The sequence below is a fragment of the Aeromonas sp. ASNIH7 genome (assembly GCF_002903485.1).
Taxonomy (GTDB): Bacteria; Pseudomonadota; Gammaproteobacteria; order Enterobacterales; family Aeromonadaceae; genus Aeromonas; species Aeromonas caviae.
Window position 1 is genome coordinate 2,114,854 of sequence record NZ_CP026226.1, and the last position, 21,446, is coordinate 2,136,299.

At 61.3% G+C, this 21,446-nt stretch carries 21 protein-coding genes; 13 read left to right on the plus strand and 8 right to left on the minus strand.

Going from position 1 to position 21,446, the window contains the following annotated elements; genetic code table 11:
* Positions 1-3 precede the first annotated feature (3 nt).
* Both C2U47_RS09995 and C2U47_RS10000 read left to right on the plus strand, forming a co-directional pair.
* The gene (locus tag C2U47_RS09995) at positions 4-2,592 is read left to right on the plus strand and encodes a sensor histidine kinase (RefSeq protein ID WP_102948982.1); all 2,589 of its coding nucleotides are present in this window, start codon (positions 4-6) and stop codon (positions 2,590-2,592) included.
* Between the two features lie 38 nt (positions 2,593-2,630).
* Positions 2,631-3,314 carry a response regulator gene (locus C2U47_RS10000; RefSeq protein WP_042879730.1) on the plus strand — a complete coding sequence of 228 codons (684 nt, stop codon included), beginning with the start codon at positions 2,631-2,633 and terminating at the stop codon, positions 3,312-3,314.
* A gap of 4 nt (positions 3,315-3,318) precedes the next feature.
* Here the strand turns inward: C2U47_RS10000 and C2U47_RS10005 are convergent, their stop codons facing one another.
* On the minus strand, positions 3,319-4,446 hold the full coding sequence (locus C2U47_RS10005) for a multidrug effflux MFS transporter (protein ID WP_102948981.1): 1,128 nt from the start codon (positions 4,444-4,446) through the stop codon (positions 3,319-3,321).
* Positions 4,447-4,538: 92 nt separating this feature from the next.
* On the opposite strand from C2U47_RS10005, the gene C2U47_RS10010 reads away from it, so the two are divergent.
* The gene (locus C2U47_RS10010; RefSeq protein WP_049637227.1) at positions 4,539-5,363 is read left to right on the plus strand and encodes an AraC family transcriptional regulator; all 825 of its coding nucleotides are present in this window, start codon (positions 4,539-4,541) and stop codon (positions 5,361-5,363) included.
* On the opposite strand, the gene C2U47_RS10015 is transcribed toward C2U47_RS10010, so the two are convergent.
* Positions 5,293-5,526, minus strand: coding sequence for a hypothetical protein (locus tag C2U47_RS10015; RefSeq protein ID WP_041214189.1), 234 nt, complete (start codon positions 5,524-5,526; stop codon positions 5,293-5,295). The two genes, C2U47_RS10010 and C2U47_RS10015, sit on opposite strands and share 71 nt — an antisense overlap.
* 283 nt (positions 5,527-5,809) lie before the next feature.
* On the opposite strand from C2U47_RS10015, the gene C2U47_RS10020 reads away from it, so the two are divergent.
* A complete protein-coding gene (locus tag C2U47_RS10020; protein WP_103261625.1) occupies positions 5,810-7,060 on the plus strand; it encodes a valine--pyruvate transaminase in 1,251 nt (416 codons plus the stop codon).
* Between the two features lie 73 nt (positions 7,061-7,133).
* On the opposite strand, the gene C2U47_RS10025 is transcribed toward C2U47_RS10020, so the two are convergent.
* Positions 7,134-7,574, minus strand: coding sequence for an Hsp20 family protein (locus C2U47_RS10025; protein ID WP_010672292.1), 441 nt, complete (start codon positions 7,572-7,574; stop codon positions 7,134-7,136).
* A gap of 92 nt (positions 7,575-7,666) precedes the next feature.
* Positions 7,667-8,080, minus strand: coding sequence for an Hsp20 family protein (locus tag C2U47_RS10030; protein WP_010672291.1), 414 nt, complete (start codon positions 8,078-8,080; stop codon positions 7,667-7,669).
* A 256-nt stretch (positions 8,081-8,336) separates the two neighbouring features.
* Here C2U47_RS10030 and C2U47_RS10035 point away from each other — a divergent pair, with 256 nt between their 5' ends.
* Together C2U47_RS10035 and C2U47_RS10040 are read left to right on the plus strand one after the other, a co-directional pair.
* Complete coding sequence (locus C2U47_RS10035) at positions 8,337-9,107, plus strand: MBL fold metallo-hydrolase (protein WP_049637225.1); 771 nt, start codon at positions 8,337-8,339, stop codon at positions 9,105-9,107.
* A gap of 85 nt (positions 9,108-9,192) precedes the next feature.
* Positions 9,193-10,158 carry a GlxA family transcriptional regulator gene (locus tag C2U47_RS10040; RefSeq protein ID WP_049637224.1) on the plus strand — a complete coding sequence of 322 codons (966 nt, stop codon included), beginning with the start codon at positions 9,193-9,195 and terminating at the stop codon, positions 10,156-10,158.
* 99 nt (positions 10,159-10,257) lie between these two features.
* Here the strand turns inward: C2U47_RS10040 and gyrB are convergent, their stop codons facing one another.
* From gyrB to dnaA, 4 genes are all read right to left on the minus strand, one after another.
* Positions 10,258-12,669 (minus strand): DNA topoisomerase (ATP-hydrolyzing) subunit B, encoded by a 2,412-nt coding sequence (gene gyrB / locus C2U47_RS10045; protein WP_042879717.1) that lies wholly within the window; start codon positions 12,667-12,669, stop codon positions 10,258-10,260.
* Positions 12,666-13,769 carry a DNA replication/repair protein RecF gene (gene recF / locus C2U47_RS10050; protein ID WP_010672287.1) on the minus strand — a complete coding sequence of 368 codons (1,104 nt, stop codon included), beginning with the start codon at positions 13,767-13,769 and terminating at the stop codon, positions 12,666-12,668. The genes gyrB and recF overlap by 4 nt, the downstream gene beginning before the upstream one ends.
* A gap of 2 nt (positions 13,770-13,771) precedes the next feature.
* Positions 13,772-14,875 carry a DNA polymerase III subunit beta gene (gene dnaN, locus C2U47_RS10055; protein ID WP_039040646.1) on the minus strand — a complete coding sequence of 368 codons (1,104 nt, stop codon included), beginning with the start codon at positions 14,873-14,875 and terminating at the stop codon, positions 13,772-13,774.
* An 83-nt stretch (positions 14,876-14,958) separates the two neighbouring features.
* Entirely contained in the window at positions 14,959-16,329 is a 1,371-nt protein-coding gene (gene dnaA / locus C2U47_RS10060) for a chromosomal replication initiator protein DnaA (protein WP_039040645.1), read from the minus strand.
* 310 nt (positions 16,330-16,639) lie between these two features.
* Here dnaA and C2U47_RS10065 point away from each other — a divergent pair, with 310 nt between their 5' ends.
* From C2U47_RS10065 to yidC, 7 genes are all read left to right on the plus strand, one after another.
* On the plus strand, positions 16,640-17,398 hold the full coding sequence (locus tag C2U47_RS10065; RefSeq protein ID WP_010672284.1) for an amino acid ABC transporter substrate-binding protein: 759 nt from the start codon (positions 16,640-16,642) through the stop codon (positions 17,396-17,398).
* Complete coding sequence (locus C2U47_RS10070; RefSeq protein WP_080988742.1) at positions 17,399-18,067, plus strand: amino acid ABC transporter permease; 669 nt, start codon at positions 17,399-17,401, stop codon at positions 18,065-18,067.
* Between the two features lie 12 nt (positions 18,068-18,079).
* Entirely contained in the window at positions 18,080-18,814 is a 735-nt protein-coding gene (locus tag C2U47_RS10075) for an amino acid ABC transporter ATP-binding protein (RefSeq protein ID WP_010672282.1), read from the plus strand.
* A 269-nt stretch (positions 18,815-19,083) separates the two neighbouring features.
* Positions 19,084-19,218: a 50S ribosomal protein L34 gene (gene rpmH / locus C2U47_RS10080; RefSeq protein ID WP_005307156.1), complete on the plus strand. Its 135-nt coding sequence runs from the start codon at positions 19,084-19,086 to the stop codon at positions 19,216-19,218.
* On the plus strand, positions 19,218-19,577 hold the full coding sequence (gene rnpA / locus C2U47_RS10085) for a ribonuclease P protein component (protein WP_010672281.1): 360 nt from the start codon (positions 19,218-19,220) through the stop codon (positions 19,575-19,577). Before rpmH ends, rnpA begins: the two co-directional genes overlap by 1 nt.
* Positions 19,544-19,792, plus strand: coding sequence for a membrane protein insertion efficiency factor YidD (gene yidD / locus C2U47_RS10090; RefSeq protein WP_010672280.1), 249 nt, complete (start codon positions 19,544-19,546; stop codon positions 19,790-19,792). Before rnpA ends, yidD begins: the two co-directional genes overlap by 34 nt.
* A 5-nt stretch (positions 19,793-19,797) precedes the next feature.
* Positions 19,798-21,444, plus strand: coding sequence for a membrane protein insertase YidC (gene yidC, locus C2U47_RS10095; protein ID WP_041214180.1), 1,647 nt, complete (start codon positions 19,798-19,800; stop codon positions 21,442-21,444).
* The last annotated feature ends 2 nt before the right edge of the window (positions 21,445-21,446 follow it).

Genomic DNA, 21,446 nt, shown 5'->3' on the forward strand with positions numbered 1-21,446 from the left:
GGGATGCGTGATGAAGTGAGGGCGGACGCCCTGCTGGCGAGCCTGGAGCAGGAGCACAGGGGCAAGCTGAAGGTGTTTCTCGGCGCGGCCCCCGGCGTCGGCAAGACCTACGCCATGCTGCAGGCGGTGCGGGAGCAGGCCAGGGAGGGGGTCGACATCCTGATCGGGGTGGTGGAGACCCACGGTCGCCAAGAGACCCTGGCCCTGCTCGACAAGCTCGCCATCCAGCCGCGCAAGCTGCACCTGCACCGCCAGCAGCGACTGGAGGAGATGGATCTGGACGGTCTGCTGGCGCGAAAACCCGCCATCGCCGTGGTGGACGAGCTGGCCCACAGCAACGCCCCCGGCAGCCGCCACGAGAAGCGCTGGCAGGATGTGGAGGAGTTGCTCGGTGCCGGCATCGATGTCTACACCACCCTCAACGTGCAGCACCTGGAGAGCCTCAACGATCTGGTGTGGCAGCTGACCGGGGTCAGGGTCAAGGAGACCCTGCCGGATCAGGTGCTGCTGGAGGCCGACAGCCTAGTACTGATCGACCTCCCCCCCAAGGAGCTGCTCGGCCGCCTCAAGGAGGGCAAGGTCTATGTGCCCCACCAGGCCAAGGCCGCCCTGCAGTCCTTCTTCTCCCTCAACAACCTGACCGCCCTGCGGGAGCTGGCAATGCAGACCGCCGCCAGCCACGTGGAGGGGGATCTGCAGTTGCAGTGGCAGGCCGCCGGCAAGACCACCTTGCCGCTGCGGGGCAAACTGATGGTCTGCATCGGGGATGAGCACGGCGCCGCCCTGGTGCGTTACGGCCACCGCTTCGCCCAGCGCAGGCAACTGCCCTGGCTGGTGGTGCACATCGACAGCAAGGGGCAACGCTCCCCCGAGCTGGAGCAGGCGCTGGCCCTCGCCTCCCAACTGGGGGCCAGGGTGCTGACCCTCTCCAGCCCGGCCGTGGCCGATGCCCTGCTGGAAACCGCCGAACAGCAGCAGGTCTCCCAATTGCTGCTCGGCAAATCCCGCAACCCGCCCTGGCGTCGATCCCTGGTACAGCACCTGCTCAAACAGGCGCAGGGATTCGAGATCACGCTGGTGGATACCGAGAAGCGCAAGCCCGGCCTGACCCTACCTACGGCAGGCCCGGGTGAGCTTCGCCAGAGCCTGCTCGCGGTGGCCATCATGGGGGGGACCTCGGCCGTGGTCTGGGCCCTCTCCCACTGGCTGCCCCCCGCCTCCCTGCCCATGCTGTTCGTGCTGGGGGTGCTGGCCACCGCGCTCACCACCAGCCTGGTCCCCGCCATCCTGGCCGCCGTGCTGGGCTTCGTCGGCCACAATCTGCTGTTCACCTTCCCCTACTTCTCCCTGAGCGTGGCCAGCCACAGCGACCTGCTCACCCTGTTCGTGCTGCTCATCGTCGGCATCGCGGCCGGGCGCCTCGCCTCCCGCCAGCGTCAGCAGCTGGTCAGCCTGCGCGAGACCCAGCAGCTCGGTAACGCCCTGCTCTCCCTGAGCCAGGGACTGGCCACCGCCAGCAGCCCGGTGGACGTGCTGAGACAGGGAACCCAGGCCATCGCCCTCGCCCTTGGGCAGCCCGTGTTCGCGCTCGATGGGGATTACCAGTACCGGGCCGGTGACACCCAGACCGGGCCGGGCCAGACAGACAAGGCCGCCATTGACTGGTGCCTGGCCCAGAAACAGAGTGCCGGTGCCCATACCGCCACCCTCAACGCCGCCGAGGCCCAGTATCATCACCTCGGCGATGACCTGGTGCTGGGCATCCGGCTGGCCAGCCCGCTCACCTCCGCCGCCGAGCACCAGCTACAGGCCCTGCTCACCGATATCCGCGCCGCCCTGGCGCGGATCGATCTCAACGAGCGGCTGGCGGACAGCCAGTTGCAGGCGGAGACCGACCGGATGCGCGCGGCCCTGCTCTCCTCGGTCTCCCACGACCTGAAGACGCCGCTGGCCACCATCATGGGGGCTGGCAGCACCCTGCTGGAATACGGGGACCGGATAAGTGCGGAGGACCGCATCGAACTGCTGCACTCGGTGCAGGACGAGGCGCGCCGCCTGCACGGCTATGTGCAGAACCTGCTGGACATGACCCGCATCGGTTCACCGGATTTCCAGCTGAAACGGGATTGGGTCGACCTGGCGGACCTGGTGGAAAGCGCCCGCCGCCGGCTCGACTCCTCCTGGCGCCAGCACAAGCTGCTGGTGCACTTCGATCAGCAGATCCCCCGGCTCTATGTGCACGGCGCCCTGATCGAGCAGGTGCTGGTCAACATCCTCGACAACGCCTCCCGCTACTCACCGGCCGGCACCCCCATCGAGTTCAAGGTGATGCTGGCGGACCCCGACCTCATCATCGACATCATCGATATCGGGGTCGGCATCGCCGAGTCGGATCGGGACAAGATCTTCAATCTGTTCTACACCCAGCCGGTCGGTGACTGCGGCAGCCGCGGCACCGGGCTTGGCCTCGCCATTTCCCGCGCTATGATAGAGGTCCACGGCGGCCGCATCTGGGCATTCACCGGCCCCAACGGCAACGGCACCTGCATGCGCATCTCCCTGCCGCTGGCCCTCAACGCACCGGCGGCCTGATGGTCGCCGCCCTTTTCAATCAGCAAACGGGAGGCTGAATGGCTCACATACTGGTCATCGACGACGAGGCGGCCATCCGCCGTTTTTTGCGGATCAGCCTGATCGCCGAAGGACATCAGGTGAGCGAGGCGGTCGGCGTCACCGAGGGGATGGCGCAGTATCGCCACCTCAACCCCGACCTGGTGATCCTGGATCTGGGCCTGCCGGACGGTGATGGCATCCAAATCCTGCACGCCATCCGCGAGCATCACGCCAATCCCGTGCTGGTGCTCTCGGCGCGGGACTCGGAGCAGGAGAAGGTGCGGCTGCTGGATGCGGGGGCCAACGACTACATGAGCAAGCCGTTCGGCGTCGGGGAGATGATGGCCCGTATCCGGGTGCTGCTGCGCCAGCGAGTCGGTGCCACCAGCGGCGAGTGTCGACACTTCCCCCAGTGTGGCCTGACCCTGGACAGCAGCAGCCACAAGGTGACCCTGCAGGGCGAGGAGATCCCCCTCTCCCGCAAGGAGTTCGCCCTGTTGCAGGCGCTGGTGTGCCACCCCGGCAAGCTGGTGCAACAGACCCAGCTGCTCATCGACATCTGGGGACCTAGCCACAAGGAAGATACCCACTACCTGCGCATCGTCATCGCCAGCCTGCGCAAGAAGCTGGGAGATAACCCCCAGCAACCCACCCTGATCGAAACTGAAGCCGGCATCGGCTACCGTTTTATCGGCAGCTGATGTTTCACGTGGAACGACGCCAACCGCAGCACAGTGCCAGCAGACCGCATCCCCCGAGCAGCAGTCCGAGATCCTGCAAGCTGGCTGCAACCGCCAACCCCAGGCTGAGCAGCAGGTAGTAACCGAGCCCGAACAGGGCCCCGGCACTGCCCGCCACCTCCCGATAGGCCAGCAGTGCCTGGCTCAGCACATTGGGGATAGCCAGCCCGAACGCGATCACCACTCCCGTCATGGGCAGCAGAAACCAGAGCGATGCCTGACTGGCCCACACCAGCCAACTCGAACCCGACGCCAGCACGGCGGCGAGCCGGATCAGCGAGGCAGGCGTCCAGCCACGCCCCAACAGACGCTTGTTGAGCAGGCTGCCCACCAGGGTTGCCAGCGCCAGCACGATGCCGGAGTAACCAAACTCGCCCGCGCTCAGCCCCAGACCGGCAAACAGAAACGGCGCCAGGCTGTAGTAGCCGAACAGCATGGTGTTGAACAAGGCGACCAGGGCGGCGCTGCGCCACAAGACGGTATCACGCACCATCCGGCAGGCCAGCGGCCAGAGTGCGACCCTCTGGGTGATGGCCGGGCGGGTTTCCGGCAGTTGCCAGCAAGTGACCAGCAGCAATCCAACTGCCAATACCAGCAGGGCGCCGAATACCCCGAGATAACCCAAGCCATCAGCCAGCAGGCCACCGCTCACCAGCCCCAGCACCGGGCTCAGGGAGAGCGCGATGCCCATCACCGAAAAGACCCGCGCCAGATCGCTGCCCTGATAGCTGTCGCGCAGCATGGTCTGGGTCACCACGGAACCCACGGCGGCGCCGAAGGCCGCGATGACCCGGGCCAGCAGCAGGGTTTCAAATTGAGTGGCCAGCAACGCCAGCAGGGTGCCGGCGCCATAGGTCAGCAGCCCCGCCAGCATGGCGGGACGCCGCCCGATGAGATCGCACAACCTGCCCCAGCAGACCACGCCCGCCGCAAACGCCAGAAAATAGACCGACAGGGTCTGGGACGCCTGCCCCTCGCTCACCCGAAACTCAGTGGCGATATGGGTCAGCACCGGGCTGTAGATGGTCTCCACTATCTGGGGAAACATCATCAATCCGACCACCAGCCAGCGCGGTGGCAACCTGTTGTTCATGACACACCTCCTTCACAAGAGGTCGCCATTCTAGAGAGGGATAACTTGTCCGATTACAATAAGGCGGACTATAAACAGCAAGAATCGGACACATGGCCTTTATTCTTCCCGATCACCCCTTTGATCCGGACCAGCACGACGGCAGCGCCATCGGTATTGCCACCGCCCTCGGCTGGCACGACTCCGGCCGCCATCAGCACCAGCGCCACCAGCTGCTGTTCGCCCAGGCAGGCTGCATGACCATAGAGCTGGACGATCAGGTCTGCCTGCTGCCGCCGACGCGAGCGGCCTGGTTGCCAGCGGGTCTGCCCCACCGGGTGTTGATGCGCGGAGTTGTGGCCTATCGCTCCCTCTACTTCCAGCCGGAGCCCGAGTTGCCAAACGAGATGGCGGTGCTGGCGGTCAACCCGCTGCTGCGGGAGATCATCGAGCGGATGGCGCTCTGGCCCTGGGACAAGCCGGAAGCAGAGCAAACCTGCACACTGGCATTATTGAAAGAAGAGCTGGCGCAAGCGCCGCGAGAATCCTGGCAGTTGCCGCTGCCGTCAGACGGGCGTCTGACCGGCTGGCTGCAGGAGATAAAGCGGGGTGACACCCTGCCCGATCGGCTCAACCGGCTGGCCGAGCGGGTGGGTGCCAGTGACAAGACCATAGGCCGCATCTTCATGCGGGAGACCGGCATGAGCTACCAGGCCTGGCGCCAGCAGTGGCGACTGCTGCGGGCCATGGAACTGCTGGCCGAAGCCGAGCCCATCAGCCGGGTGGCCGCTGCCCTGGAGTTCGCCAGCGACAGCGCCTTCATCGCCTTCTTCAGGCAGCACACGGGGCAGACCCCCTTGCGCTACCTCAACTCTCGGGATGAGTCGCATCGGCCGAGCTCGCCTCCACCACCAGGGTCTCCAGGGCCAGCGGCTTGAGGTTGTGGATGGCCTCTGCCACCACGTCATGGGAGGCCTGCTGCTGCAAGGCCAGCATCTCCTGCTGCAGGGCGGCGCTGTCCAGCTCGGGTCTGGGGTTCTCGGCGGCCATGGCATTCAGGCTCAGGCTGCTGGCAATCAGGGTAGCGATCAGGATCTTCATCTGGCGTGCTCCGGTGTGGTTGAGATGACCACATAACTATTCCAATAGTTGTGCCAGATTTATAACAGCATGATTTTATTGACATAAATAATTTTTTGATGCTACCACCCCTCTTCCTGAATCGAATGTTGGTTATTTTAAAACCTATAAATGGTTTTTTTTACCACCTCCATCATGGCAACCCTGTTCCACGTGAAACGCCCCGTTTTTTTGATCGACACCCGCTTTTGAAGTGAGCTATGGTGCTAGCTCCCCCCTTAACTGACTCTGGATTTGCCACCGAATGGAATTCTCCTTGTTCGGCGAGAAGTTCACTCGCCACGCCGGTATTACCCAACTCATGGACGACCTCAATCAAGGGCTGCTGAATCCCGACGCCATCATGCTGGGAGGCGGCAATCCGGCCCCCATCCCCGCCATGCTGGAACGCTTTCAGGCCGAGGCCAACACCCTGCTCGACAACGGCGAACTGATCAAGGCCATGGCCAACTACGATGGCCCCCAGGGCAAAGACAGGTTCACCAAGGCGCTGGCCGCCCTGCTCAGCAAGGAGCTGGGCTGGGAAATCTCCGCCCGCAACATCGCCCTGACCAACGGCAGCCAGAACGCCTTCTTCTATCTGTTCAATCTGCTGGCCGGCGAGTTCGCCGACGGTCGCAAGAAGAAGGTGCTGTTCCCCCTGGCCCCCGAATACATCGGCTATGCCGACTCGGCCCTCTCGGACGATCATTTCGTCGCCTACAAACCCACCATCGAGAAGCTGCCCGACGGCCAGTTCAAATACCACGTGGATTTCGAGAGCCTGCAGGTGGGCGACGACATCGGGGTGATCTGTGTCTCCCGGCCGACCAACCCCACCGGCAACGTGCTCACCGACGAGGAGATCGAGCACCTCGATCAGATCGCCCGTGACAAAGGGATCCCGCTGCTCATCGACAATGCCTACGGCGTGCCCTTCCCCGGCATCATCTTCAGCGACGCCAAGCCGTTCTGGAACGCCAATACCATCCGCTGCATGAGCCTCTCCAAGCTCGGCCTGCCGGGCACCCGTTGCGGCATCGTCATTGCCGACGAGAAGATCATCCGGGCCATCACCAACCTGAGCGGCATCATCAATCTGGCGCCGGGCAGCCTGGGTCCGGCCATCACCATTTCGATGATCGAGAGCGGTGACATCATCACCCTGAGCGAACAGGTGGTGAAACCCTTCTACCAGCAGAAAGCCACCTTCGCGGTCCAGCTGCTGCGCGAGGCCATTCCGGATCCGCGCTTCCACATCCACAAGCCGGAGGGAGCCCTCTTCCTCTGGCTCTGGTTCGAAGACCTGCCGATCCACTGCCAGGAGCTGTATGAGCGACTGAAGGCGAAGAACCTGCTGATCGTGCCCGGCCACTACTTCTTCCCCGGCATCGACGACCCCGAGTGGCGCCACAGCCAGGAGTGCATCCGCCTCAACTATGCCCAGAGCGAAGATCTGGTGCGTCGTGGCATCGCCATCCTGGCCGACGAGATCAACGCCCTCTACGCCGGTTGATTTCCCCTTCGGCATGAAAAAAAGAGGCCTGCAGATGCAGGCCTCTTTTCTATCAGGTGGTCAGCGATGTTGTTTAACCGGGCAGTGCCAGCTGATCGGGTTTGCCGATGGGGATGGCGCGGGGCTTGAGCGCTTCCGGCAGCTCCCGGGCCAGCTCTATGGTCAGCAGACCGTGCTCCAACCTGGCCCCCTGCACTTCCACGTGCTGGCTCAGCTTGAAGGCGAGCTCGAAGTCCCGCTCGGCGATCCCCTGATGGAGGAATTGGCGCTCGCCCATGGTGGCGACCTTGCGCCCCTTCACCTTGAGGGTGCCATTTTCGGTCTCCAGCTCCAGCTCATTGCGATCGAAACCGGCCACGGCAACCGTGATGAGGTAGCTGTCGTGATCCCGCTTTTCGATGTTGTACGGGGGGTAGGCCGAGGTCTTCTGATCGAACAGGCCTTCCAGCTCGCGGGCCATCCGCTCGAAGCCGACGGCATTGGAATAGAGATGAGAAAAATCGAGGTTACGCATGATCCTATCCTTCTATAAAGCAACAGGGTTTACTCTCCACGGGCCCGCCATCGGCACCCGGGAAACATCAGCAATGCAACGAGGTCAGGCTGTCAGCCGTTGATCTCGATCTTGCGGGGCTTCATCGCCTCGGGCACTTCGCGCACCAGGTCGATGTGCAGCAGACCGTTCTTCAGGTCGGCCCCCTTCACCCGCACGTAGTCGGCCAGCTGGAAGCGACGCTCGAAGCCGCGTTCAGCAATGCCTTGGTAGAGGTAGTTGCGCTCGGTGTCGGCCTGCTTGCTGCCCTTCACCGTCAGCAGATTTTCCTGGAAGCTCAGCTCCAGCTCTTCCTGGGTAAAGCCCGCCACCGCCATGCTGATGCGGTAGTCGCTGTCACCCAGCTGCTCGATGTTGTAGGGGGGATAGCCGGCATTGCCATTGCTGGCGGCAGATTCGATGAGAGTGGCCAGACGATCGAAACCGATGGCAGAACGATAGAGCGGAGAAAAGTCGATAGAACGCATAGTATTACCCTCTTGTGAGCGATAACGGATTGTTTGCCCTCCTGATGGACGGGCGCCTGGTCGAAACCTCTGTCGAGCGTTCCGGCCTTGTTATCTATATAGGGGCCAGCATTTGGCTTTCAAGGGGTAAAAACAAAAGAAATGCAGGCCATCAAAAATGGCCCGATTAGATCGATAATAGGCCTGCGGGCCACTCATGATCCGTCCCTCATCCCTCCATACTGGCCGTGTCCCCAACGAGAAACCGGAGCACGTCATGAAGATTACCCAGGTTCGCAACGCCACCCTGCTCATCCACTACGCAGGAACCCGCTTCCTCATCGACCCCATGCTGGCCCCCAAGGGGAGCTACCCCGGCTTCGAAGGCATGGCCAACAGCCATCTTCGCAACCCCTTGGTCGAGCTGCCGCTGCCCATGGCGACCCTGCTGGAGGTGGATGCGGTGATTGTCACCCATGACCATCTGGATCACTGGGACGATGTCGCGAAAGCGAAGATCCCCAGGCACCTTCCCCTGTTCGTGCAGCATCAGAAAGATGCCGACACCATGAGGGGATGCGGCTTCGAGGATGTGCGCCTGCTGGGCGAGGTCGGCGAGTTCGCCGGCATCCGCCTGCAACAGACGGAAGGCCGGCACGGCAGCGATACCATCATGGCCCTGCTGGGGGATCGCCTTGGCGAGGTCAGCGGAGTGGTCTTCTCCCATCCCGCCGAAAAGACCCTCTATCTGGCCGGCGACACCGTCTGGAATGCCCAGGTTGAACAAGCGCTGCACCGGCACCAACCCGAGGTCGTTGTCCTCAACTGCGGTGATGCCCAGGTGACGGGTCTGGGCGCCATCATCATGGGCAAGGAGGATGTGGCCGCCGTCTATCAGGCCGCCCCGCAGGCCACCCTGATCGCCAGCCACATGGAGGCGGTCAATCATGCCCTGCTGTCACGGCGGGAGCTGCGCGACTACCTGGACAGCCAGGGGATGGCCGCCCGGGTAAGGGTGCCCGAGGATGGCGACACCATGCTGCTCTGAGCGAGAGGCCAGGCACCACATGGCCCTTCGGCTTTCTGTTGCTGCCCCGTATGATGGGGATCCGAGTGCAAAGGAGTCTGCCACCATGCCCCGTCCTCTCATCGTCGCCGTCATCACCTTCGATCGCTTCAGCCCCTTTCACTGCTCGGTGCCCTGCCTCATCTTTGGCGACAAGATGATGCCGGGCCAGTCGTTGTTCGAGCTGAGACTCTGCGCCGGGGATGACACGCGGCAACCCGCCTCCTCCCAGGGCTTTCGCATGGAGGCCGACTATGGCCTGGAGGGTCTGCTGGAGGCGGATATCATCATCATCCCCTTCTGGCGCGATCCGGCCGAGCGCCCCGCCCAACCCCTGCTCGATGCCCTGGTTGCCGCCCGGATCAGGGGAGCCCAGATCGTGGGGCTCTGTCTCGGCACCTATGTGCTGGCCTATGCCGGCCTGCTGGACGGGCGCGGTGCCGCCACCCACTGGGAATTTGAACAGGAGTTCGTCCAGCGCTTCCCCCGGGTGCGGCTCGATACCAATGCCCTCTACGTCGACGACGACGGGCTCATCACCTCGGCTGGCACCGCCGCCAGCCTGGACTGCTGCCTCTATCTGGTTCGCCAGCATCTCGGCAGCCAGATTGCCAACAAGCTGGCCAGGCGGCTGGTGGTGCCTCCCCACCGGGAGGGTGGCCAGGCCCAGTTCATCGAGCAGCCGGTACCCGCCTCCACCCGGGATGCCAGGATCAACCAGCTGTTCGATCACCTGCGCCTGCACCTGGCCGCGCCCCACACCCTGGACAGCCTGGCGGAACATTGCATGATGAGCCGACGCACCTTTAGCCGCCGCTTCCAGCTCGCCACCGGTCTCTCCCTCGGGGAGTGGCTGATGGCGGAGCGCCTGCGCCGCAGCCAGACGCTGCTGGAGTCCAGCGCCCACACCGTGGAACGCATCGCCGAACTGGTGGGGCTCGGGTCTGCCACCATATTGCGCAAGCACTTTCGCGCCCGCTTCGGGGTGTCGCCGCGGGAGTGGCGCCGCACCTTTCGCGGTGACAGAGTCTAGGTCCCTCATGTTTCACGTGGAACGCGCCCTCTCCCTTCCATCCAGAAAACAAAAAGCCGCTCACGAGGAGCGGCTTTTGATGGTTGTCGGACCGTCTAATTAGACGTCGAGGTTGGCAACCCGCAGGGCGTTGGTCTCGATAAAGTCGCGACGGGGCTCTACGGCGTCACCCATCAGGGTGGAGAAGAGCTGGTCGGCGCCGACCGCATCGTCGATGGTGACACGCAGCATGCGACGGGCTTCCGGATCCATGGTGGTTTCCCACAGCTGCTCCGGGTTCATCTCGCCCAGCCCTTTATAGCGCTGGATGTAGATGCCACGCTTGCCTTCGCCCATCAGCCACTCGACCGCTTCAACGAAGCTGGCGACCGGCTTCACCTTCTCGCCACGCTTGATGTAACCGCCTTCCTCGATCAGGTTGGCGATCTCCTTGCCCAGGGAGACCAGCTGACGGTACTCGGAGGATTGCAGGAAGTCGTAGCTGAGCGGGTATTCGCGATCAACCCCGTGCTGGCGTACCACGGCGTGGGGCACGAACAGGCTGCGCTCCTCGTCGCGGCGTACCTGCATCTGGTACTGGATGCCATGGTTGCTCTCGTTGAGCACGGCTTCCATGCTCTGGCACCAGGTCTGCAGATCGCTCTCGCTGGCCAGCAGGGTTTCGTTCAACTCAGGCTGATAGATCAGCTGGGTCAGCACGGCTTCCGGGGCGCGACGGGACATGCGGGTGATGAGGTGAGTCACGGCGCGATGCTGGTTGACCAGACGCTCCAGCGCCTCGCCACCGATGGCCGGGGCAGATTCGTTGACGTGCAGGGTCGCACCGTCCAGCGCCATGGCGGTCTGGTACTGCAACAATGCGTCTTCGTCTTTCAGGTACTGCTCCTGCTTGCCCTTCTTCACCTTGTAGAGCGGCGGCTGGGCGATGAAGACATAGCCACGCTCGATGATTTCCGGCATCTGACGATAGAAGAAGGTCAGCAGCAGGGTACGGATGTGCGCACCATCGACGTCCGCATCCGTCATGATGATGATGTTGTGATAGCGCAGCTTGTCCGGGTTGTACTCGTCGCGACCGATGCCACAGCCCAGAGCGGTGATCAGGGTGCCCACCTCCTGGGAGGAGATCATCTTGTCGAAACGGGCCTTCTCCACGTTCAGGATCTTGCCCTTGAGGGGCAGGATGGCCTGGTTCTTCCGGTTGCGACCCTGCTTGGCGGAACCGCCAGCAGAGTCCCCTTCCACGATGTAGAGTTCGGAGAGCGCCGGGTCTTTCTCCTGACAGTCCGCCAGCTTGCCGGGCAGACCGGCGATATCCAGCGCGCCCTTGCGGCGGGTCAGTTCGCGGGCCTTGCGGGCCGCTTCGCGGGCACGGGCCGCATCGATGATCTTGTTGACCACGATCTTGGCGTCGCCCGGGTTTTCCAGCAGGAAGTCCGCCAGCTTCTCGCCCATCGCCTGTTCCACGGCGGTCTTCACCTCGGACGAGACCAGCTTGTCCTTGGTCTGGGAGGAGAACTTAGGGTCAGGCACCTTGACGGAGATAACGGCAATCAGACCTTCACGGACGTCGTCACCACTGGCGGCGGACTTGGCCTTCTTGCTGTAGTCCTCCTTGTCCATGTAGTTGTTCAGCGTCCGGGTCAACGCGGTACGGAAGCCCACCAGGTGGGTGCCACCATCCCGCTGCGGAATGTTGTTGGTGAAGCAGTAGACCCCTTCCTGATAGGCGTCGTTCCACTGCATGGCGACTTCGACACCGATGCCGTCCTGCTCGGTGGTGAAGTGGAACACCTTGGGGTGGATCGGGGTCTTGTTCTGGTTCAGGTACTCGACGAAGGCCTTGATGCCCCCTTCGTAGCAGAAGTGCGCCTCGCGGCCGTCACGCTCGTCCATCAGACGGATGGAGACGCCGGAGTTGAGGAAGGAGAGCTCGCGCAGACGCTTGGCCAGGATCTCGTAGTGGAACAGGGTGTCGCTGAAGATGGTCGGGCTCGGCCAGAAGCGAACTTCGGTCCCGGTGCCGGTGCTGTCACCAATCTGCTTGAGGGGGGCCTGCGGCTCGCCCAGGTGATAGGTCTGCTCGTAGACATGACCGTTGCGGCGGATGGTCAGCAGCAGCTTGTCGGAAAGCGCGTTCACCACGGAGACGCCCACACCGTGCAGACCGCCGGACACCTTGTAGGAGTTGTCATCGAATTTGCCACCGGCGTGCAGCACGGTCATGATGACTTCGGCGGCGGAGCGGCCCTCTTCCGGGTGGATGTCCACCGGAATGCCGCGACCGTTGTCGCGCACGGAGACGGAGCCGTCGGAATGGATCTTGACCTGGATATCGGAGCAGTAGCCAGCCAGAGCCTCGTCGATGGAGTTGTCGACGACCTCGAACACCATGTGATGCAGGCCCGATCCATCGTCCGTATCGCCGATATACATCCCCGGGCGCTTGCGGACCGCATCCAGGCCCTTGAGCACCTTGATATTCGAGGAGTCGTAAGTATTTTCACTCATAGCTTACTCTCTGCCTTCTCTAACGTTTCGGAGATCTTGCCTTGTTCCACGTGGAACAGCTTGCAGTCACTCGCATCCATCATGTCTGCGAGCTGACCGGTATCGATGGCGGTGATGAACACCTGGGACGCGCACTGCTTCAGCCTTGCGGCCAGCAGACGACGTTTGTCGACATCCAGTTCAGAGGCAAAATCATCAATTAAAAAAATACAGCCGCGGCTGCTATGTTGATTCAAATAGAGCCCTTGGGCCAGTCGCATGGCACAGACCAGCAACTTCAGCTGACCCCTGGACAAAATATCCTGCGCGGGGACGCCGTTCGCCTTGAGCCGCACGTCCGCCTTCTGCGGACCGACCCCAGTGTACCCCAGCGAACGATCCCGTTCGAACCCCGCCTCCAGCAATGCATCGAGGGGAGTGTCTTTTTCCCAGCCTCGATAGAATCCAAGACTGATATCGAACTCCGGCAGAAAATCTGCCGTCATCTCCTTGATCAGGGGTGTAATGGCCTGACAATAACTGGCGCGAAAACCCGCCAGCTCGCCACCCAGTCGCACTAGCTCCTGATCCCAGAACGCCAGTTGACGATACTGGGTGCTCTGGCGCAGCAAGGCATTGCGCTGCTTCAGCAGCCGACGCACCCGCCCCCAGAGGGAGAAGAAGGTCGGCTCCTGATGGAAAACACCCCAGTCGAGCCAGGCCCGGCGAGCCTGGGGCCCACCGGTCAGCAGGCTGAAACCATCGGGGTGGATCAACTGTACCGGCAACAGCTCCGCCAGATCGGCCAGGCGCTGGGCCTGGGCACCGGCGATCTTGAGCTGGGTTTCGCCCCCCTTGTCCTTGGCAAGCCCGATGGGCACCTGACGCCCCTCCAGCTCGCACTGGGCAAACAGGGTAAAGGCCCGCTCGCCCTGGCGGATGACCCGCCCGGTCAAATGGGTACGAAACGAGCGGCCGAGACCAAGGTAATGAATGGCTTCCAGCACGCTGGTCTTGCCGCTGCCGTTACTCCCGACCAGGATATTGAGGCCGGGAGACAGCGCGAGACTGGCGTGCTGAATATTGCGAAAGTCGCTGAGCTGGAGTTTGACCAGGGACACGACTAGATCCGCATCGGCATCACCACGTACTGGGCATCTTGGTTCTCAAAATCCTCAATAATGGCGCTGCTGATGGAATCGCTCAGGCTGATCCGGATTTGGTCACATTTTAACGTATTCAACACGTCCAGCACATAGGAGACGTTGAAGCCGATCTCCATCTCGCCAGCGGCGTATTGTACGTCAAGCAGCTCTTCGGCTTCTTCCTGTTCCGGGTTGTTGGCGGTGATGCGCAGCAGGTTTTCCTGCAGATTGAGACGCACCCCACGGAATTTCTCGTTGGAGAGGATGGCGGCACGAGCAAAGGCCTGGCGCAGATCCTCGCGACCGGCGATCAGGGCCTTATCGCTCCCTCTCGGGATGACGCGGCGCCAGTCCGGGAAACGGCCATCCACCAGCTTGGAGGTGAAGATGAAGCCATCCAGGGCGGCGCGCAGGTTGCTACGGCCCACTTGCAGCCGTACCGGCTTGTCTTCTGCTTCCAGCAGGCGCACCAGCTCCAGCACCCCTTTGCGCGGCAGGATGACCTGATGATCGGGCAACGATTCCCCCACCACCTCGCGGCGGCAGGTGGCCAGCCGGTGACCGTCCGTCGCCACGGTACGCAGGCCGTGTCCTTCGCTCTCGAACAGCATGCCGTTCAGGTAGTAGCGCACGTCCTGGCTCGCCATGGAGAACTGGGTCGCGTCGATGAGTTTTTTCAGCTCCAGCTGGCTGATGTCGAACTCGAGCACGGATTCCCAATCCTCGATGTTCGGGTATTCGGTCGCCGGCAGGGTCGACAGGTTGAAGCGGGAGCGACCGGAACGGATGATGAGGCGCTCTCCCTCGGTGCTGAGGCGGATCTCCGCCCCCTCCGGCAGACCGCGACAGATGTCCAGCAGCTTGCGCGCCGGCACAGTGGTGCGGCCATCCTGGCTGTCGCTGTTGAGATAGACCTGTCCGATCATCTCCACCTCGAGATCGGTCCCGGTCAGCGACAGCAGGCCATTGCTGACATCGAGCAGGACGTTGCCGAGGATGGGCAGGGTCGGCCGGCCACCCAGGGCACCGGACACCAGTTGCAGGGGACGTAACAGGGCCTCACGGCTAATTTCGAGCTGCATCTGTGCTCTCCGTTGTTATTGGGAGGAAAGGATTCGGATCAGGCTGGAACATGCAATCTGCATCTGTGCACTCCGTTCCGTTATCAGGAAGAAAGGGTACGGATCAGGTTGGAATAGTCTTCCTTGATGTCGTGACTCTCTTCCTTCAGCTGCTCGATCTTGCGGCAGGCATGAAGAACCGTGGTGTGGTCACGGCCACCAAAGGCATCCCCTATCTCAGGCAAACTGTGGTTGGTCAGCTCCTTGGCCAGCGCCATCGCCAGCTGGCGCGGGCGGGCAACGGAGCGGGAGCGACGCTTGGAGAGCAGATCCGCCAGCTTGATCTTGTAATACTCCGCCACCGTCTTCTGGATGTTGTCGATGGTGACCAGCTTCTCCTGCAGGGCCAGGAGATCGCGCAGCGCCTCGCGCACGAAGTCGATGTTGATGGCGCGGCCGGTGAAGTTGGCATTGGCGATCACCCGGTTGAGGGCGCCTTCCAGTTCACGGACGTTGGAGCGAAGCCGCTTGGCGATGAAGAAGGCCACTTCGTCCGGCAGATGGATCTGGTTCTCGTCCGCCTTGCGCATCAGGATGGCAACCCGGGTCTCCAGCTCGGGCGGCTCGATCGCCACCGTGAGTCCCCAGCCGAAGCGGGACTTGAGACGATCTTCCACCCCGTTGATCTCTTTCGGATAGCGGTCCGAGGTCAGAATGATCTGCTGGTTCCCTTCAAGCAGGGCATTGAAGGTGTGGAAGAACTCCTCCTGGGAGCGCTCCTTGTTGGCGAAGAACTGGATGTCATCGATGAGCAGGGCATCGACGCTACGGTAATAACGCTTGAACTCTTCAATGGCGTTATTCTGCAGCGCCTTCACCATGTCCTGCACGAACCGTTCGGAGTGCATGTAGATGACTTTGGCGTCTTTCTTGCGATCCTTGATGGCATTGCCAACGGCGTGCAACAGGTGGGTCTTGCCCAGGCCGGTGCCGCCATAGAGGAACAGCGGGTTGTAGGCACCACCCGGATTGTCGGCCACCTGACGGGCGGCCGCACGGGCCAGCTGGTTGGACTTACCCTCGACGAAATTCTCGAAGGTATAGTTCACGTTGGTGTTGCTCTTGTGGTTTGGCTCGGGCTTGTTTTCGGCCTTGTTTTCCCAGCTCTTGGGAGAGTTATTCACAGGATCGACACCACGGGCCGGCGCCCTGGCGACCGCGACGGGATGAGGGCGATTGCCGATATCAAAACGCAGGGTGGGAGCGTCGGCTCCGCACAGCTCGTTGATGATGCCGTTGACCCGGAGCAGGTACTTGTCGCGTACCCAGTCCAGAACAAAGCGGTTCGGTGCATACAGGGTCAGAGTATTGTCACTCAACTCCGCTTGAAGCGGCCGGATCCACATGCTGAATTCTGCCGAGGGCAACTCATCTTGCAGCCGGTTAAGGCACTGCTGCCATAGCGAAGCAGTCACTCTAGACTCCCGTCAATTGATTAAGTAAAGACCGGCTATTCTACGTTTTTAGTGGCCGGATCTCCAGTTGCTGCCGCACGGATCCAGCAAATAAGATCCTTGACTTTCAAGGATCCAACGCCCCAGGATCCCATTTCATCCCCAAAGTTACCCACAGCCGGATATCGTCAATGTGGACAGAATGGCGCGCTGCGACCATAGTTATTTTATATAACCAAATATCATTTATTTTTTATATTTTATTCCAATAACATCAGCGCCAACCCGTGATTACAACTAAAAATACAGCACTACAGAGAGAGGAATCCCCATGAAAACCACCATCAAGCTGATTTCCGGCGCCGCCATTCTGCTGGCCAGCCTGTCCGGCCAGGCCATCGCCCAGGAAACCATCAAGGTCGGCATGTCCGGCAAATATTTCCCGTTCACCTTCGTCAAGCAGGACAAGCTGCAGGGCTTCGAGGTGGACATGTGGAACCAGATCGGTGAGCGCACCGGCTACAAGGTCGAGTTCGTGACCGCCAGCTTCTCCGGTCTGTTCGGCATGCTGGAAACCGGCCGCGTCGACACCATCTCCAACCAGATCACCATCACCGACGAGCGCAAGGCCAAGTACGCCTTCTCCCAGCCTTATGTCTATGACGGTGCCCAGATCGTGGTCCGCAAGGGCAACAACACCATCCACGGCATCAAGGACCTGGAAGGCAAGAAAGTCGCCGTCAACCTGGGCTCCAACTTCGAAGAGCTGCTGCGCAAGAACGACCCCAACAAGAAGATCGATATCCGTACCTATGACTCCGCCTTCGAGCAGGATGTCGCCCTGGGCCGCATCGACGCCTTCGTGATGGACCGTGTCTCCACCGCCCAGCTGATCAAGGAATCCAAGCTGCCGCTGCAACAGGCTGGTGCACCGTTCGAAACCATCGAGAACGCCCTGCCCTTCCTGAAGACCCCGGAAAAGCAGGCCGTGCTGAAGAAGGTTGACGATGCCCTCACCGCCATGCGCAAAGACGGCACCCTGACCAAAATCTCCGAAAAATGGTTCGCAGCGGACATCACCAGCAAATAAATGATGGAATTTGACCTCGATTACACGCTAGGGCTGTTTCCCATCCTGCTCAAATACCTGGGCACCACGATGGAAATGGTCCTGTGGGGATTCGTATTGGCACTCGTACTGTCGCTGATCCTGGCGATAGTACGGGTGTTTCGCGTTCCCGCACTTCACTGGCTGGCGATGCTGTATATCTCGTTCTTCCGGGGTACACCGCTGCTCGTCCAGCTGTTTCTGCTCTATTACGGGCTGCCGCAGCTCTTCCCCATCTTCGTGGGGATGGATGCCTTTACCGCCGCCATCATCGGCCTGACCCTGCACTTTGCCGCCTACATGGCCGAGTCGATCCGGGCAGCCATTCTCGGCATCCACAAGAGCCAGATGGAAGCCGCCCTCAGCATCGGCATGAGCCGGCTGCAGGCGATGCAGCGGATCATCCTGCCCCAGGCGGCCCGCATCGCGACACCGTCGCTGATGAACTACTTCATCGACATGATCAAGAGCACCTCCCTGGCGTTTACCCTGGGAGTGGCGGAGATCATGGGCAAGGCCCAGATGGAAGCGGCCTCCTCCTTCAAGTTCTTCGAGAGCTTCATGGCGGTGGCGCTGATCTACTGGGTGGTGGTCATCTTCTTCACCCGCTTGCAGCATCTGCTGGAAGTGCGGCTGAACCGTGCTTATTAAAGGAGGCCTGTCATGATCAACCTAACGGGTCTCTCCAAGGCCTATGACGGAAATCAGGTGCTCAACGGCATCGATCTTGAGGTAAAGAAGGGGGAGATTGTCGTCATCATCGGTCCCTCCGGTACCGGCAAGTCGACTCTGCTGCGCTGCCTCAACCTGCTGGAAACCCCGGATGCAGGGCGGCTCGTCATCGATGACCTCGCCGTGGATCTGGCCAAGGCCAGCGACCAGCAGGCCATCGAACTGCGCAAACGTGCCTCTTTCGTGTTCCAGAACTACGCCCTGTTCGCCAACAAGACGGCGCTGGACAACATCGCCGAGGGGCTGATCACCGTCTGGAAGCAGCCGAAGGCGGAGGCTCGTGCCACTGCCCTGGGCATCCTCAAGGACATCGGCCTCGCCGAGAAACAGGATGCCTACCCGGCCTCCCTCTCCGGCGGCCAGCAACAGCGCGTCGGCATTGGCCGGGCCATGGCGGCCCACTCCAAGGTGATCCTGTTTGACGAGCCCACCTCCGCCCTCGATCCCGAGTGGGTCGACGAGGTACTGGGCCTGATGAAGCAGCTCGCCCGCCAGCACCAGACCATGGTCGTGGTGACCCACGAGATCGAGTTTGCCCGTGATGTCGCCGATCGGGTGATCTTCATGGAAGGAGGCCGGATCGTGGAGCAGGGCCCGCCGGATCAGATATTGGTCGATCCGCAGGATCCCCGTACCCGGGAGTTCCTGCGCAAAGTACTTAAATAGCTCTCTCTTTGGCGGCCTGGCCGCCTTTTTTCTTGAGGGATCCTTGTTTAACCCCGGGTTGCCAGTATAATTCGGGGCCCTTGATCCTTCGGATCCTGCCAGATTATCCCGCTCGGTCGACGAACGGGGCTAGATGGAAAGGAACGGCGGATTGACGAGAAGCTGAACTCTGTTTAGAATTCGGCCTCTTTTGCTAGTCGTCACACGCTATAGCTGGCGCGTCGGCTAAGTGTGACAATCAAAACTGTACAGAAATACGGAATCGAATCATGAAACGTACTTTTCAACCGTCCAACCTGAAGCGCAAGCGCTCTCACGGTTTCCGCGCTCGCATGGCTACTGCCAACGGCCGCAAAGTTCTGGCCGCTCGTCGTGCCAAGGGTCGTGCCCGCCTGGTAGTCTAATGCCTACCCAGCACACCTTCTCTCGGGAGTTACGTCTGTTAACTCCCGAACACTTCAAACGCGTTTTCGCCGAGCCTGTCCGGGCCGCTTCTCCGCAAATTACGCTTCTTGCTTGCCCCAACTCCCTCGAACACCCCCGTCTTGGCCTCGCCGTGCCCAAAAAGGCGCTCAAGCGTGCCGTCTGGCGCAACCGTGTAAAACGAGTGGTTCGGGAAAGTTTTCGCCTCAATCAAGCCAATCTGCCCGCTATCGACATCGTCGTTATCGCCAAGGGTGGCGTGAAGGAGATGGACAACGAAGCGCTGTTCAAGTTACTGGAAAAGCTATGGCGCACTCTGTCACGCCGTTGCAATGGGTAGCAATCAAACTGATACGCCTGTATCAGCTAATCATTAGTCCCCTGCTCGGGCCGCGCTGCCGTTTCACCCCGACTTGTTCCCAATTTGCGATAGAAGCAATCCGACTTCACGGTTTCATAAAAGGCGTTTGGTTAGCCAGCAAACGTCTATTAAAATGCCATCCCTTATCCGAGGGTGGTTATGACCCGGTTCCGCAACCAAAGCGAAGAAACTGAAGACTATGGAATCACAACGCAATTTACTCCTGATCGGTTTGCTGTTCGTGAGCTTCTTGCTCTGGCAACAGTGGGAGTCCGACAAGGCTCCGAAGCCGGCCCCGACTACCGTGGCCCAAACCGAACATTTCGTACCTGAAGCCGGTCAGACCGGTGATATTCCTCAGGTTTCCGAGCAAGCAAATGGTAACGCCGCGCGCAAGCTGATCACCGTCTCCTCCGACGTGCTCAAATTGACCCTGGACACCCAGGGCGGTGACATCGTCTCTGCCGAGCTGCTGGCCCACAAGCTGGAAGAAGGCAAGGAACAGCCGTTCACCCTGCTGACCAGCCAGCCTGCCCACCTCTATGTGGCCCAGAGCGGTCTGGTCGGTCGCGATGGTCCGGACAGCCAGGCCCAGGGTCGTCCCACCTATGAAGCCGCCCAGACCAGCTATCAGCTGGCCGATGGTCAGGATCAAGTCGTCGTTCCGATGACCTGGACCGACAGCAAGGGTGTGGTCTTCACCAAGGAGTTCGTGCTCAAGCGCGGTGATTACGCCGTGGGCGTCGACTACAAGATCGACAACAAGTCTGCCGAGCCGGTCCAGGTACAGTTCTACGGTCAGCTGAAGCAGACCATGACCACGCCGAAGGATCAGGAAGGTCATGCCATGGTGGCCAGTGCCTACCGTGGTGGTGCCTTCTCCAGCGAAGACTCCCGCTACAAGAAGTACACCTTTGACGAGATGAAGGATGCCGACCTGAACAAGACCACCCAGGGTGGTTGGGTCGCCATGCTGCAGCACTACTTCGTCTCTGCCTGGGCCCCGAATGCCAACGACACCAACAGCTTCTACAGCCGCGTGATCCCGGGCAAGGACCAGGCCATCATCGGCTACAAGGCGCCGCTGGTTGACGTCGCTGCCGGCCAGCAGGCCGAAGTGAGCGGCAAGCTGTGGATCGGTCCCAAGCTGCAGGATCAGATGGCCAAGGTGGCAAACCACCTGGATCTGACTGTCGACTATGGCTGGCTCTGGTTCATCGCCCAACCGCTGCACTGGCTGCTGACCGTGTTCCACGGTTTCGTCCAGAACTGGGGTCTGGCCATCATCATGCTGACCCTGCTGGTGCGCGGCATCATGTTCCCGCTGACCAAGGCCCAGTACACCTCCATGGCCAAGATGCGCATGCTCCAGCCCAAGCTGGCTGCGCTCAAGGAACGCTTCGGTGACGATCGCCAGAAGATGTCCCAGGGCATGATGGAGCTGTACAAGAAGGAGAAGGTCAACCCGCTGGGCGGCTGCCTGCCCATCCTGGTACAGATGCCCATCTTCATCGCTCTCTACTGGGCACTGATGGAGTCTGTCGAGCTGCGCCACGCGCCGTTCGCCCTGTGGATCACCGACCTGTCGGTGAAGGACCCCTTCTTCGTGCTGCCAATCCTCATGGGTGCCTCCATGTGGTATCTGCAGAAGATGAGCCCGACCACCATCACGGACCCGATGCAGCAGAAGGTGATGCAGTTCATGCCGATCATCTTCACCTTCATGTTCCTCTGGTTCCCGGCAGGTCTGACTCTGTACTGGCTGGTGAGCAACGTCATCTCCATCATCCAGCAGACCATCATCTATCGTCAGCTGGAGAAGAAAGGCCTGCACTCACGCAACTGATG